This window comes from Massilia genomosp. 1 (genome assembly GCF_011682185.1).
In the GTDB taxonomy this organism is placed as follows: Bacteria; Pseudomonadota; Gammaproteobacteria; order Burkholderiales; family Burkholderiaceae_D; genus Telluria_A; species Telluria_A rubra.
In genome coordinates this window covers 1-14,479 of the sequence record NZ_WHJF01000138.1, presented here as the reverse complement: position 1 = coordinate 14,479, position 14,479 = coordinate 1, and the positions used below count along the sequence as shown (strand labels likewise).

The window sequence follows — 14,479 nt, the reverse complement described above, 5'->3', positions numbered from 1 at the left end:
GAAACTGAACCCGATTCATCGTCGCCATAATCTTCTCCCGCCTGCGCCACCGCGCACGCATATGCAAGGTTGGACACGTAACGGCGACCAAAGTTCAGTTATGCTGAAGATCAGCGCTAATCACCTTCGACAATGCCCTTGGATGGGTGCGCATTGCACTTCTGGCAGCGGGCGGGACCGAGCAGAGCCTGACCATCGATCTGCGCGCACTGGCGATGGCGCTTGCTTGCGTCGGCGACCGCCTGGTTCATCGCTGACCGATCAGAGGAGCATCTTTTGAAGGCCGTAGCTTGAACAAGGCTGCGGCCCCGCGCGTTGACGCCCAGCCATCCGATCAGCGTTGCAGCGCACGCCCGCACCCATCCCACCCTGCGGCAAAAAGGCCGATTCCCCCCCCCTTTTGGTGTACGATTCGCTCGTGTTTTCGTTTCTACAACTACAACCTTCCCCCTTTTTCATGAAACAGGCTTCCCATGCACGTACCTGCTAACAATGCCGGCGTCGCCAGCGCCGACTGGCGACCCACCGACCTGGGCGAACCGCAGTCCTGGCCCGCCACCCTGCGCCTGGCGGTCGACATCGTCCTCAACACGCCGCTGCCGATGCTGCTGGTGTGGGGTCCGCGCCGCATCGTCGTGTTCAACGATGCCTACGCCGAGCTGGCCGGTCCGCGCCATCCGCGCGCGCCGGGCGGGCGCGTGCCCGCAGTCTGGCCGGCCCCGCTGGCCGCCAGCCCGGCCACCCTGGACCTCGCCTACGCCGGCGAGGTCCGCCAGCTCGCACGCCAGCAGCTCGGCTTTGTGCGCGACGGCGCGCTCGCCTCGGCCGACTACGACCTCTACTTCACCCCGGTGCGCGATGGCGAAGCGGTCGGCGGCGTGCTGTGTAGCGTGACCCCGAGCGCGCCGCTGGCCTGCGTACACGCCCCGGCCGACGGCCTGCGCATCCTGGTGGTCGAAGACAACCTCGATTCGCAATACCTGGTGGTCGAAATGCTCAAGGCCTTCGGCCACGAAGCCGAAGGCGTGGGCGACGCCGACAACGCGCTGGCGCTGATGGCGCACAGCAGCTACAACGTGCTGTTCTCGGATGTCAGCCTGCCCGGCATGTCCGGGGTCGACCTGGCGCGCGAGGCGCTGCGCCTGCACCCCGGCCTGAACGTGATCTTCGCCTCCGGTTACGGCGACGCCCTGCTGCGCCACGTCGAGTTCGCGCACCAGTCCCTGCAAAAGCCCTACGAACTCGAACAGCTGCAAGCGGCATTGGCGACAATCTCCCAGCGCCGGCCCGCCGGAGTATGATCGACACTAAGGCTGCTAGCGTGTGGGGCGGCGCGGCGCCGCTCGGCTAAAATCGCAAGGCGGCGCCCGATGCAGCACGCAGGAGACGTTGCGGGGGTCGCCCCGCCCATTCCATCACGATTGCCGACAGACAGATGATGATTCCCACCGAGCCAATCGGCAGCATACCTCGGCCAGCGGCCCTGATCGCCGCGCTCGACAGCGGCACGCTCAGCGAGAGCGAACTCGACGCGCTGTACGAGGACGCCGTGCGCGACACCATCGCCCGCATGGAAGCGACCGGCTCGACCGTCATCAGCGATGGCGAGCAGCGCAAATACCACAATTTCCTGACCTACTGCGTGCATGGCTCGCCCAACACCGCGCCGGACGGCTTCCAGATTCCGTTCGCGGACGGCCACATGCGCCGCATGCCGCGCCTGATGCGCGCCCCGTTCCGCTACGAACGCTACGCCGACAGCTACCTCGCGCTGGCGCGGCGCTACGCCACGGTGGCGGTCAAGCAGGCCGTCATCTCGCCCTCGGCCCTGTCGCTGATGTACCCGCCCGAAGGCTTGCCCGGCTACTCGCGCGACCAGTTCATCGACGACCTGCTGGGCGAGCACGAGACCGAAATCCGGCGCTGCCTCGACCAGGGCGCGCACAAGGTGCAGGTCGACTTCACCGAAGGCCGGCTGGCCATGAAGCTCGATCCGAGCGGCGAGCTGCTGTCGAGCTTCATCGACCTGAACAACCTGGCGCTGAACCGTTTTTCGACTGCCGAGCAAGCCCTGCTCGGGGTCCACACCTGCCCCGGCGCCGACCGCGACTCGACCCATAGCGCGGACGTCGACTACGCCGAACTCCTGCCCAGCCTGTTTGAGCTGAAAGTCGGCAATTTCTACATCGCCATGGCGCGCGAGCCGGACCCGGTGCGCGTGCTTAAGATCATCGCCCAGTACCTCCGGCCCGGCCAGCGCGTCTTCATCGGCGTGATCGACCCGATCGATCCACGCATCGAAACGCCCGAACTGGTGTGCGAGCGCATCTTGCGGGCGGCCCAGTTCATTGCCCCCGCCCAGCTCGGCAGCACCGACGATTGCGGCTTTGCGCCCTTCTGCGACGACCGTTCCACCAGCCGCGACACAGCCTTTGCCAAGATCGCCGCGCGCGTGGCCGGCACCGCGCTGGCGTGCGCCATCCTGCGGGAGCGCCTGTGACCGACGAGCGCGACGAAACCGAACTGATGCGCTCCGTGGCATTGCGCAACGCCAACAGCGTGCTGGCCGCGCGCCAGCGTGCCCAGCAAGAGCTGATCGAAACCAAGGACGCCCTGCGCCAGGCCAACACGCGCATGGAAAACATGCTCGAAAGCCTGACCGATGGGTTTTGCGCGGTCGACCGCAGCTGGCGCATTACCTACATCAACGCGCGCGCGCTGCAACTGCTGTCGGCGCGCGGCAAGTCGCGCGAGGCCCTGCTGGGCCGGGTCATCTGGGACGAGTTCCCCGAGCTGCGCGACAGCGGCGTGGAAGCGCAGTACCGGCGCGCCATGGATTCCCAGGAAACGGTCAGCTTCGAATTCTTTTACGCTAGCCTGGGCAGCTGGTTCGACCTGCGCGCCTATCCGTCCGACGATGGCCTGACCGTGTACTTCCAGGACATCACCAAGCGCAAGGCCGACGAACAGGCCCTGCTCGACGGCAGCAGCCGCCTGCAGGTGGCCTTGTCGGCCGGGCGGCTGGGCGACTGGCGCTGGGACGCCGGCGCCGACCGCGTGACGCTGGGCGCGCGCGCCGCCGACATCTTCGGCCTGCCGGCGGAAACACCGCTGCCCTGGGACAGCCTGCGCGAGCGCCTGCACGACGGCGACAAGGACATGGCGCGCACCGAATTCCTGCAAGCCTTCGCCCAGCATGCCGACCTGAACATGGAGTGCCGGGTCGACCGTCCCGACGGCGACCAGTGCTGGATCGCCGTGGTCGGGCGGGCCGACTACGACCGCGACGGCATCGTGCTGGGCATGACCGGGGTGGTGCAGGACATCAGCACCCGCAAGAGCGCCGAAGACACCCTGCGCGAGAGCGAGGAAGTGCTGCGCGCGCTGGCCAATTCGATTCCCCAGCTGGCCTGGATGGCCCAGGCCGACGGCGCCATCGTCTGGTTCAACAAGCGCTGGTACGAATACACGGGCAGCACGCCCGAGCAGATGGTGGGCTGGGGCTGGCAATCGACGCACGACCCCGACGTGTTGCCGCAAATGCTGCAGCGCTGGCACGAATCGATTCGCACCGGCAATCCCTTCGAGATGGAATTCCCGATCCGCGGCGCCGACGGCCAATACCGCTGGTTCTTGACGCGCGTGAACGCCGTGCGCGACCGCCTCGGCCACGTGGTGCGCTGGTTCGGCACCAATACCGACGTCGACCAGGTCAAGCGCGTGCAGCAAGCCCTGCGCGACGAATCGAACGTGCTCGAACTGCTCAACAGCACCGGCAGCGCGCTCGCTTCCCAGCGCGACCTGCGCTCGCTGCTGCAAACCGTGACCGACGCCGCCACCGGCATCAGCGGCGCCCGCTTCGGCGCGTTCTTTTACCACGGCAAGGATAGCGACGGCGACCTGTTCACCCTGCACACGGTGGCCGGCGTGCCCCCGCCCGAGTTCGAGATCGACGGCGAACTGCGCACCAGCGCGCTGTTCGGGCCGACTCTGCGCGGCGAAGAGGTGTTGCGCTCGGACGACATCCGCACCGACCCGCGCCATGCGGCATTCCAGCCCCATGCCGGCCTTGCCGACGAGCAAGCCGGCGTGCGCAGCTACCTGGCGGTGCCGGTGATCGCCCGTTCCGGCGAGGTGCTCGGCAGCCTGTTCTTCAGCCACCCCGAAACGGCCATCTTCAGCGAGCGCACCGAGCGCATCGTGGGCGGCATCGCGGCCCAGGCGGCGGTGGCGATCGACAACACGCGCCTGTACGAAGCGGCCCAGCACGCAGCCGACGAGCGCAAGGTGCTGCTGGAAAGCGAACGCTCGGCGCGCGCCGAGGCCGAACGCACCAGCCAGATGAAAGATGAATTCCTGGCGACCCTGTCGCACGAGCTGCGCACCCCGCTGTCGGCGATCCTGGGCTGGGCCCAGGTGCTGCGGCGCGGCAGCCGCGACCAGGCCGACCTGCAGCGCGGCCTGCAAACCATCGAGCGCAATGCGCGCGCCCAGGCCCAGCTGATCGAAGACTTGCTCGACATGAGCCGCATCACCTCGGGCAAGGTATTGCTCGACATGCAGACCATTTCGCCCACCGTGTTCATCGACGCCGCCATCGAAACGGTGCGCCCGGCGGCCGACGCCAAGAACATCCGCCTCGACAAATTCGTCGCGCCGGGCGTGGGCATGATCGCCGGCGACCCGGCCCGCTTGCAGCAGGTGATCTGGAACCTGCTCTCGAACGCCATCAAGTTCACCTCGCGCGACGGCAATGTGCGCATCGAACTGCGCGCCGTCAACGGCCATGTCGAGATTGCCGTACACGACACGGGCGTGGGCATCAAGCCCGAATTCATGGCGCACGTGTTCGAGCGCTTCCGCCAGGGCGACGCTTCCACCACGCGCAAGCACGGCGGGCTGGGGCTGGGGCTGTCGATCGTCAAGCACCTGATCGAGCAGCACGGCGGCACGGTGCGCGCCGACAGCCCCGGCGAGGAGCGCGGGGCCACGTTCACCATCGAGTTGCCGGCTGCCAACCGCCAGAGCCCGGCCGCGCGCGCCGGCCGCGCTCCCGCCCCGCCGGTGGCGCCGTTCACCCCCGACATCCTGTTGCGCGACCTGTCGCACCTGAACATTCTGGTAGTTGACGACGAAGCGGACGCACGCGACCTGATACGTCGGATATTATCTGACTGCAACGCCACGGTACGCACCGCGGCCAGCGCGGCCGATGCCCTGGCCGAGTTCCTTGTGTCGCCGCCGGACTTGCTGGTGAGCGACCTGGGCATGCCGGATGTGGATGGCTTCGCGCTGCTGGCGCGGGTGCGCGCGCTCGGCCACGCCGGCGGCGGCGACGTGCCGGCGGTGGCGCTGACCGCGTTTGCGCGTTCGGAAGACCGGCTGCGCGCGCTGGAAGCGGGATTCATGGCGCATATTTCCAAGCCGGTCGAGCCGAGCGAACTGATCGCCACAGTGGCCACAATGGCGGGAAATGCTCCTCGTTAGCCTACAATGGGAGTCCTACCGGCGCACGCGGCGCTGTCCTACAAGAAATGTTCGATACACTGTTACACTAGCAACACATTAAAATCGCGCGTACGCTCTTTGCCGCACGCCCCTCCGCCTTGACCGAGACAATGTATGCCAAGCCGAGAAGACATACTGAACGCAAAAATACTGGTTGTAGACGATTCGTCCGACAATATCGAACTGATGGAAGAGATATTGCGCGAACAAGGATACAACTGCGTCAGCTCGACTATGCTCCCCGAACAAGTCTGCCCCCTGCACCGCCAGCACTGCTACGACCTGATCCTGCTCGACCTGCAAATGCCGGGCATGAACGGCTTCCAGGTCATGAAGGGCCTGAAAGAAATCGAACAGGGCGGTTACTTGCCGGTGCTGGCGCTCACCGCCCAGCCGACGTTCAAGATTGCCGCGCTGGAAGCGGGCGCGCGCGACTTCATCAGCAAACCGTTCGACTTGCTCGAAGTTCACAAGCGCATCCATAACATGCTGGAAGTGCGCCTGCTCTACAAGGAACTGGCGCAGTACAGCCGCGCGCAGCAGGAACTGGCGCTGCACGACCCGTTGACGGGGCTGCCGAACCGGCGCCTGCTGGAAGACCGCATCGAAACGACCTTGCAGCACGCCAACCGCAATCATCACAAGGCCGCGATCATGTATCTCGACCTCGATGGCTTCAAGGCGATCAACGATACCTATGGCCATGCGTATGGCGATGAAGTGCTGAAAATTGTCGCGCAGCGCCTGGTGGCGTCCTCGCGCAAGGAAGATACCGTGGCGCGCCTGGGCGGCGATGAATTCATGGTGGTGCTGGGCGAAGTATCGGGCCTGGCCGACGCGCACGGACCGGCGGCCAAGCTGGTCGAGGCGGTGTCGGAACCGTTTTTCATCAACGACCTGACCTTGCGCTTGTCGACCAGTATCGGGATCAGCATTTATCCGGACGATGCCGAGACGGTGGAAGCGCTGATCAGCATTGCCGACTACGCGCTGTATGAAGCCAAGCGCGGCGGCAAGAACCGCTTCTGCGCAACGTCGGCCGCGCCGGCCGCGCCGCTGGTGCAAGATACCGTGGGCGTAGCGCCGCGGCGTTGAGGCAAGCAATTCCAGGCGCGGCGCGCCTGTGACCCTGCTCCGAAAACCCGTCGTTCCCGGCGACGAATGCAGGAAGGCCTTACGCCCCCTGCGCCCGGCCAATCTTAACGGCCCTTGCCACCCTGCTTGGTGCTGGCCTCGATCGACTTCGCATGCTGGTGATCGGTGCTGGCGTTGACCATCTCCGGCGGTACTTCAATGCGCGTAATGCCCGAGTCGACCGAAATCGGATCGCTGGCCGGGAAGGTCATCTCGACCGCATCGTCAAGCAAGGTTTCTTTGGCAGCTTGCTCGGAGGTATCGCACTCTTCTTCGGCCAGGACATTGATCGCGCTGGCCCACTTGACGAACTTCAGGTTGGCCAGGTCGCCGATGGTGGTGATATTGAACGCTTCGTGCAGGGCCTTGGCGTCCTTGGTGCTCAGCCCGCGCATGGCGGACAGCGGCGCGTTGCGCAGGTCACGGAAACATTTGCCGGTAAATTCGGCATCTACGATGGTGTTGATATTCATGGCTTACCCTTTTCAATGTGCCACGCCACGATGGTGGCGATGAACCGTGTGCCGTTCGGTCGGGCCGTCCGGCAGCGGTTGTCCTGTTGTCACTATCGCACAGGCCCACCCCCTCGTATGTGCGTTAGCGTACCTTGCATTGCGATGCCACCCGATTCGCTTGCATTTTGACATTGGATTACCCGATTGCTATGATGGGCGCCGTACGGACACGACAGCCGCGTTCGCTGTCCTCCGGTGGACCATTCCGGTTCTGCTATCCGGCAGCAATGCATTTGACGTGATTCACCCCCCCACCGCAGCGCAGGAATGACGTGAGCAACTTAGACAAGCCGAAGATTCTCGTCGTCAACGACGATGCCGCCAGCCTGCTGGCACTGACCAGTCTTCTGGACCAATGGGCCGATGAATCGGGCTACGCCGTCCTGTCCGCCCGCTCCGGCCAGGAAGCCTTGCGCCAGGTCCTGCTGCACGACTTTGCCGTCATCTTGCTCGACGTTAACATGCCCGGCATGGACGGCTTCGAAACGGCCGAAGCGATCCACCAGCGCATCCGTTCGGCCGACATTCCCATCATCTTTGTCACCGCCTTCCTGGCCGATGAAATCGACCGCCTGAAAGCCTACCAGCGCGGCGCCGCCGATTTCCTGTTTACGCCGGTCATCCCGCAGATCCTGCACGCCAAGGTACAGGTCTTCGTGGCGCTGGCCACCAAGAACGAGGAACTCAAGCGCCAGGCCCACAAGCTGAGCCAGCGCACCACCGAGCTGACCGCCACCAACAAGCGCCTCACCCGCGAAATGGAAGAACGCCAGGCGGCCGAAGCGAAAAGCCACGCCAAGGATGAATTCCTGGCCATGCTCGGGCACGAACTGCGCAATCCGCTGTCCGCCATCAGCAGCGCCGCCTCGCTGATCGGGCTGGCGGGGGTGGGCGCCGACTCGGTCGGCCGCGCCAAGCAGATCATCGAGCGCCAGAGCCAGCATTTGTCGCGCATCGTCGACGACCTGCTCGACCTGTCGCGCGCCATGTCCGGCAAGATCTTGCTCGACAAGCACGCGCTGGACCTCGCCGCGCTGGTAGCGGCCTGCCTCGACACCTTCCAGGCCACCGGCCGCACCGGCAACTACCTGCTCAATGTCGACCTGGAGCCGGCCTGGGTCGACGGCGACCCGACCCGGCTCGAACAGATCGCCACCAACCTGATCGACAACGCCCTCAAGTACACCCCGCCCGGCGGCACCATCGACATTGCGGTGTCCGACCACGACGACGAAATCGTGCTCGAAGTGCGCGACACCGGGGTGGGCATCTCGGCCGAACTGTTGCCGCATGTGTTCGACGTGTTCGTACAGGGCTCCATCACGCTCGACCGCGCGCAAGGCGGCCTGGGCATCGGCCTGGCGCTGGTGCGGCGCCTGGTCGAACTGCACGGCGGCAAAGTGTCGGCCCACAGCGACGGTGCCAGCGCCGGCTCCACCTTCGTCATCCGCCTGCCGCGCGCGGCGCCCGTGGCGGTGGCGGTGGCGGCCGACGCGGCGCCGGCCGTCGCGGCCGGCGAGCACAAGCCCGCCATCCTGCTGATCGAAGACAACGACGACGGCCGCGAAATGATGGCCACCATGCTCGGCGCCTACGGTTACGCGGTGCGCCACGCGGCCGACGGCGTGCAGGGCGTGCAGATGGCGCGCAGCTTCCTGCCCGACGTCGCCCTGGTCGACATCGGCCTGCCCGGCATCGACGGCTACGAAGTGGCGCGCCGCCTGCGCCAGGATGGCGACACCCGCCACATCAAGCTCATCGCCCTGACCGGCTACGGCCTGGCCGACGACCAGCGCCGCGTGCTCGAAGCCGGCTTCGACAAGCATCTGGTCAAGCCGGTCGACATCGCCCACCTGCTCGACGCCATCGGCCAGTGCGCCACCGTCGAAGAATAGCCAGGCAAGGGCGGGGCACGGCGGGGTCGCAAGTCACTTCCCCGATGCGAAAAAAGTGGCAGATAATCGACATGCCGGAGTGACCGGAAAACCGTGCGCCGACGATGCCGCGTCGCACCAAGCGAGCTCGGCGCGACGCGGCGACAAGCGCCGCAAGCTGTTGTATGATTTGGGAAACATTCACTGAGCCCAGCATGACCCAACCGCCCTCCTCCCCGCCCGACGCCGCACCGGACCGCCAGCTTGCCGAACGCAACGCCGACCTGGCGGAACTGCTCGGTCATCTGACGACGTGCCGGGATGATGAACGGCGCCAGCTGGCGCGCAAGCTGCACGACAGCCTGGGCTCGTCGATGACGGCCCTGACCATGCACCTGGCCCTGCTGACCCAACAATTGCCTCAGGAAAAAGCGCTGCACGACCGCACCGCCCAGATGAAGCAGCTCCTGTTGACCATCATCAACACCAACCGCGACATGCAATTGTCGCTGTGGAACGATAAGTTGGAGTTTCTGGGAATCAAATCGGCCATCGCCGAGCTGGTCGGCGATTTCGGCAAGGAGCACCGGGTTGTGGCGCGTTGCAGCCTGCCCGACGACGACGAGGTGTACGCGCGCGAACATGGCGTGGCCCTGTTGCGGGCGCTGGAAGAAGGCTTGCGCAACGTCGCCGCGCACGCCGGGGCGACCGAAGTCGATGTCATCCTCGACGATGGCGGCGACGAGATCATGCTCACGGTGCGCGATAACGGCGTGGGGCCGGGCGAGAAGCCCGGTGAATCGTCCGGCTGCCACGGCCTGCGCCTGCTGCGCGAACGCGCCCGCTACCTGGGCGGGGCGCTGTCGGTCACGCCGGCCCAGCAGCGCGGCACGGTGCTGACGTTGACCCTGCCCAAGGCGGCGCCCAAAGGATAAATGACGGTTGCCCAGCCTCAGCCAGGTCTGCGGCATGGGAACTGCGTTGTTGGCAAATTTATGCGCACTGACTTAGCTTGCGCAAGCCAGATGCGGCATCAGCCCCGCAAGGCCGGCGAACAGCACGAACTGCCCCATGACGAAAGCCCCGACCGCCAGCGCGACCACGGGCTGTTTCAGCAGGCTGAAGGCATTGCCGCAGGCCTCTGCACGAGACGCGGACGGCATCGACGGCAACATGAGTTGCTTTTCGAGGCGATCCGCCAGGCACGGGATAGTGGTTTGAAGATCGGCGACGGCCAAATAGCGATTGGCAGATACAGGCCAAGTCATCGGAGAGCCTAAAAACGAAGCAAGCAGAGCCGGGGGAACCCGGCTTTTCTTCGGCATTCGCCAGTACAGTGGAACGCCGCGCACCTTCCAGCTAAAAGCGCTTAGTTCTAGATGAGTCAAGCAAGGGGCTTAGGGCTTATTTGTTCAAAAATTTCCTCCCTCGCTCGAAAAATCCTGCTTCGTACGGTCCCAACGGGACACTGCATGATTTTTGAGATTTCCTCGTAGCTGAGCCCTTCAAGCTCCCGCAGAACGATCGAGGTCCGCTCGTCCAGTGTCAGCGAGTTCAATGCCGAATAGATTGCCAAAGCAAGTTGTTTGCTTTCAAGCGCTGAATCTGGCGTGTTGATATCAGGTATTTCTTCCGTCCCGGCGAACGTTGCACCCAGATCAAATCGGGGCATACTAAAAGTTAGATTCCGCTTAGCCTGCGTAATGAGATATTGTTTTGCAGTGTTGACTCCGATTGTGTAAAGCCATGTGTAAAAGGCGCACTCGCCCCTGAAATGTGCTAGACCCCGGTACGCCTTAATGAATGACTCTTGCACCAAGTCCTCGGCTTGGGCTCTATCAAAAACAATGCGGTGTATTATCCGCAGTAGGCGGCGCTGATATTTAACAACAAGCATGTCGAACGACTGCCGACACCCAGCCTTAGCCAGATCCACTAGAAACTGATCACACTTACGTTCTGTAGGCACGAGGTCACCTCTCTCTGATGAGTTCGGGAAAGTCGATTAACTAAAATTCTCGCCCGAAAAATCCGGTGGTAAATATATTCCGTTTTCAAGGTATTTATGAATGGAAAGTCATGTCGGATTGCCTCTTTTCTTTTTGGTACGTTATAAATATCGTAATACAGAAAAGAGGCCATTAGTACAAATACTCCGAACTACTGATCAGCATCAGATTAAGCAGCCTCTACTCCGGCGAAAGTAATCCCAAAAGCATTTTTGGTCATCGCATCAAGTTCTAACCACAAGGCAACCACGGAATGTCCGTGCAGTTGCATCGTCGGGCTGGCACGGCGAACATTAACCCCGAGCCGGGACAAGATTCGCTCTATAGCGACCGGGGACACGGATACAAGGCTTCTCACATCGTGCTCAAGTGCGCATTGCACAGCCGCACGTAACACCGCCTGGAGTCCCGCCAACTCGGCTTGTCGCCCACGTTCGCTTGGACTGCGAAGATCGACCGAAGAAACGCGAGAAATTTCCCATACAGCAGGCGAGCGAGGAATTACGGCCTCATCCATAAGTTCGGGAAACACCTCGCTAAGCAAGTATGGCTCCGTGGTAGGAAGCAAGCGCGCATAGCCAACTATGGCGCCAGCGTCGCGCAAACAGACATGGCAGGTGCTGTCATGATCGAATTGATCCACCTCAAGCCCAGCGCGGGCATTGGGCAGAGTCCATTTTAAGCGTTCAACAAAAACGGAGTACCTGTAAGAGAAGATTTGATTAAGGTCAATCACGCTTAATCGGGATGCCTTAGCGTACATGGTATTCATAGAACCTCCTTTTATATTGGAAGCTCATTGAACATCCATTTTTGGCTCCTATAAATCCTTACTGGGGGCAAACTCGGCTGTTCTTGTCGACGTTGTTTTGAATCAAACGGGATAGAGGAATTATGCAAATCTACGAAGATATGATGCATGACGTCGCGACTGCTTCCAGCGGCGAGGAGGGATTCAAAATCTTGAAGGAAGAAGCCCGTCGCCTTGGTATGCAGACCGTGACTTGGGCATTGAAACCTCCCGCTGACTTTGACGATGGGCGGATCGTTATAGTCTCTACCTACCCTTCGGAATGGTTAACGCGCTACTCTCAAAACGACTACATCGCATCCGACCCGACCGTTAAGCATGGCTTGACTTCGGTACAGCCAGTTATTTGGTCAACGACAAAGGACCTTGCACGCCAGTTTTGGGAGGACGCTGCTTCCTTCGGATTGCGCGTTGGATTCGCACAAAGCATATGGGATAGTCATGGACGCGGCTCGATGCTTTCCTTGAGCCGTGACGGCACAGAATTCACCCAATCTGAATTAGTTCTGAAACTACCGCAACTTTCATGGCTGGCCCACATCGCTCATGCTGGCATGGTTAGGCACATAATCCCGCCAGAAATTATAGATGAACCTCCGACACTCACCGGGCGTGAACGGGAGATACTCCAATTGGTGAGCACCGGACTGACGTCTCAAGAAATTGCGGATAGACTTCAGGTGACAAAGCACACCACTGACAAGCACATGGACGCGGTCAGGTCTAAGCTTCATGCTGAGAATAAGATAGACGCAGTCGCCAGGGCGATCCGCTGGGGCTTGATTTAGACGGGTCGAATTAAGTGAGCAAGCGAACTAAGCAGAGCCGGGTAAGCCCGGCTTTTTGTTTTCTATCGGCTATTTCGCGCGGTCAAGTGCCATCGGCCATGACTATAAATCCTATAAGTTGTGCGATGATGGATCGCTGCGCGAATCTTTTATAAGCGGAAATTGACTTGAAACACGGCCGGAAAATATAATTCGCGCTCCGATTGTAAGCGCTAAATCACGGTGGTATAAGAGTCTTGACCGGGCGTCCGGCCAGTTTGCGCGCAATCAGCTATTTCATCAATTTTTTTGGAGAATATAATGCTATGTAATAAAAAGAATCTGCTTGGTGTCTGTCTATCGGGTATCGCCACGCTAGGCGTCGCCGCCAGCACGCTGACCCCCAATGAATTTCTTGTGCGAGGCCAGTACCTCCAGTCGCCGCAGGGGGCCTATACGCTCAACATGCAGTCCGACGGTAGCTTGGTGATGTACCGCAATGATGGATTGGTACGCTATCGCATGAGCAAGAACGGGGAGTTCGCCGTGATGCAAGGCGATGGCAATTTCGTCGAATACAGCAAGTTCGCCGTACCGCTGTGGAATACCGGCACCAACGGCAATCCGGGCGCGTGGCTGAGCGTCCAGGACGACGGCAACCTGGTGGTCTATAGCCGCGTCAACACCCCACTGTGGAACATCGGCGTCGATAATGGCGAGAATGACCCGCATGAACGGGGCGATGTGGTCGGGCGCGAACTCGACACCCACAGCGTTCCGCTCTTCTTCATCGGCCATATCGGCCTGTGGAACGGCGAGCAGGTCATCGAGGCCAGCGAGGGCGGCGAAAACGCGATCAAGCTTGTCAACCTCAATAATTTCAAGAGCATCGCGCGCTATTGGGGAACGGCCAGACCGCGTATACCTGACGGCGTGATCGAGCCGACCTGCTACGATACCTTTTGCCCGAGCAACGGCGAAAGGCATATCTCGCTACTGGCACGGGTTGCCATCGCCCGCTTCACCGAACAGCAGCGACTGCTCGGCGCCTCCTACAACCTCTTGCCGGATTACCGGGTTGCCGAGTATGCCGACAAATACCACGATCCTAAGCGCGGCTTGTATCGCTGTGACACGTTCGTCAGCGTCTCGTTGCGGCATGGAACGAAATACGTCGAGCCGTGGACGAGGGCCCAGTCGTTGTGGAGCGATCGCGTCGATACGCTGTTCAAGCCGCCGGTCCTGCCCACGACCATGTTTGACAAATTAAAGTCGTTCAACTAGGAGCTTCGCATGAAAACATCTGCATTGATATTGCTCGCATCCACGGCGTTACTCTCGGGTGCGGTGAACGCGCAAGGTGCGCCGCAACGCGCAGTCCAAGGGGCGCAAGGCGCCCAGGTTGGTCAGGGCGCTCAGAGTGCCCAGGCCAACCTGCAGGCGTATGCCGCGGCCGCAAGCGCGGCGGAGCGCACAAACGCAATCGAACGGTTACGTATAACGCCGCCGGCCCCCAACGCGGCCAACATCGCCCTGCTACGCGCCAGGCTCGGCGGGCCCGCCGCAGTCCAGGAAAAGGTGGGCCTGATAAGCGTTTTGGGTGAGCTGTATCGGGAGACACGCGACCAGGGCATGCGCGACAAGATTGGCGCCGACCTGAAAAAGCAAGCATTTTCTCCCCAGCGCGACATCGCGCTCGAGGCCATCTATGCCGTCTCGCGCGGCCCCAGCACGTTAGCCTGAATGTTGCACAAACCACCGCCGCAGCGCCGCTTTTCCGATGCAGGACCTTTTCAACTTGAATCGGAATGTCGCGGGCGATAGCGTCCCTACCCAATTGAACGGGACAGTCAATGAAGCG

General features: G+C 62.2%; 13 protein-coding genes. 9 read left to right on the top strand and 4 right to left on the bottom strand.

Features of this window, described 5'->3' with window-relative positions; genetic code table 11:
- Positions 1-473 precede the first annotated feature (473 nt).
- The 4 genes from F1735_RS30175 to F1735_RS30160 all read left to right on the top strand — a co-directional run bounded on the left by F1735_RS30175 (position 474) and on the right by F1735_RS30160 (position 6,603).
- Complete coding sequence (locus tag F1735_RS30175) at positions 474-1,301, top strand: response regulator (RefSeq protein WP_167240364.1); 828 nt, start codon at positions 474-476, stop codon at positions 1,299-1,301.
- 134 nt (positions 1,302-1,435) lie between these two features.
- Positions 1,436-2,500, top strand: coding sequence for a 5-methyltetrahydropteroyltriglutamate--homocysteine methyltransferase (locus F1735_RS30170; protein ID WP_167240363.1), 1,065 nt, complete (start codon positions 1,436-1,438; stop codon positions 2,498-2,500).
- Positions 2,497-5,487 carry a hybrid sensor histidine kinase/response regulator gene (locus F1735_RS30165; protein ID WP_373888604.1) on the top strand — a complete coding sequence of 997 codons (2,991 nt, stop codon included), beginning with the start codon at positions 2,497-2,499 and terminating at the stop codon, positions 5,485-5,487. The genes F1735_RS30170 and F1735_RS30165 overlap by 4 nt, the downstream gene beginning before the upstream one ends.
- Positions 5,488-5,622: 135 nt before the next feature.
- On the top strand, positions 5,623-6,603 hold the full coding sequence (locus F1735_RS30160) for a GGDEF domain-containing response regulator (protein WP_167240362.1): 981 nt from the start codon (positions 5,623-5,625) through the stop codon (positions 6,601-6,603).
- 104 nt (positions 6,604-6,707) lie between these two features.
- Here F1735_RS30160 and F1735_RS30155 read toward each other — a convergent pair whose 3' ends face one another.
- Complete coding sequence (locus F1735_RS30155; RefSeq protein ID WP_166894698.1) at positions 6,708-7,115, bottom strand: hypothetical protein; 408 nt, start codon at positions 7,113-7,115, stop codon at positions 6,708-6,710.
- A gap of 314 nt (positions 7,116-7,429) precedes the next feature.
- On the opposite strand from F1735_RS30155, the gene F1735_RS30150 reads away from it, so the two are divergent.
- A complete protein-coding gene (locus F1735_RS30150) occupies positions 7,430-9,052 on the top strand; it encodes a response regulator (RefSeq protein ID WP_167240361.1) in 1,623 nt (540 codons plus the stop codon).
- Positions 9,053-9,246: 194 nt separating this feature from the next.
- On the top strand, positions 9,247-9,966 hold the full coding sequence (locus tag F1735_RS30145; RefSeq protein WP_167240360.1) for a sensor histidine kinase: 720 nt from the start codon (positions 9,247-9,249) through the stop codon (positions 9,964-9,966).
- A gap of 72 nt (positions 9,967-10,038) precedes the next feature.
- Here F1735_RS30145 and F1735_RS30140 read toward each other — a convergent pair whose 3' ends face one another.
- From F1735_RS30140 to F1735_RS30130, 3 genes are all read right to left on the bottom strand, one after another.
- Positions 10,039-10,299, bottom strand: coding sequence for a hypothetical protein (locus tag F1735_RS30140; protein WP_167240359.1), 261 nt, complete (start codon positions 10,297-10,299; stop codon positions 10,039-10,041).
- Positions 10,300-10,415: 116 nt separating this feature from the next.
- Positions 10,416-11,000, bottom strand: coding sequence for a sigma-70 family RNA polymerase sigma factor (locus tag F1735_RS30135; RefSeq protein ID WP_373888603.1), 585 nt, complete (start codon positions 10,998-11,000; stop codon positions 10,416-10,418).
- Between the two features lie 209 nt (positions 11,001-11,209).
- Entirely contained in the window at positions 11,210-11,812 is a 603-nt protein-coding gene (locus F1735_RS30130; protein WP_167240358.1) for an acyl-homoserine-lactone synthase, read from the bottom strand.
- Positions 11,813-11,934: 122 nt separating this feature from the next.
- Between F1735_RS30130 and F1735_RS30125 the strand changes: the two genes are divergently transcribed.
- From F1735_RS30125 to F1735_RS30115, 3 genes are all read left to right on the top strand, one after another.
- On the top strand, positions 11,935-12,639 hold the full coding sequence (locus F1735_RS30125; protein WP_167240357.1) for a LuxR family transcriptional regulator: 705 nt from the start codon (positions 11,935-11,937) through the stop codon (positions 12,637-12,639).
- 300 nt (positions 12,640-12,939) lie between these two features.
- Positions 12,940-13,902 carry a hypothetical protein gene (locus tag F1735_RS30120; RefSeq protein WP_167240356.1) on the top strand — a complete coding sequence of 321 codons (963 nt, stop codon included), beginning with the start codon at positions 12,940-12,942 and terminating at the stop codon, positions 13,900-13,902.
- A gap of 9 nt (positions 13,903-13,911) precedes the next feature.
- Entirely contained in the window at positions 13,912-14,361 is a 450-nt protein-coding gene (locus F1735_RS30115) for a hypothetical protein (RefSeq protein ID WP_167240355.1), read from the top strand.
- The last annotated feature ends 118 nt before the right edge of the window (positions 14,362-14,479 follow it).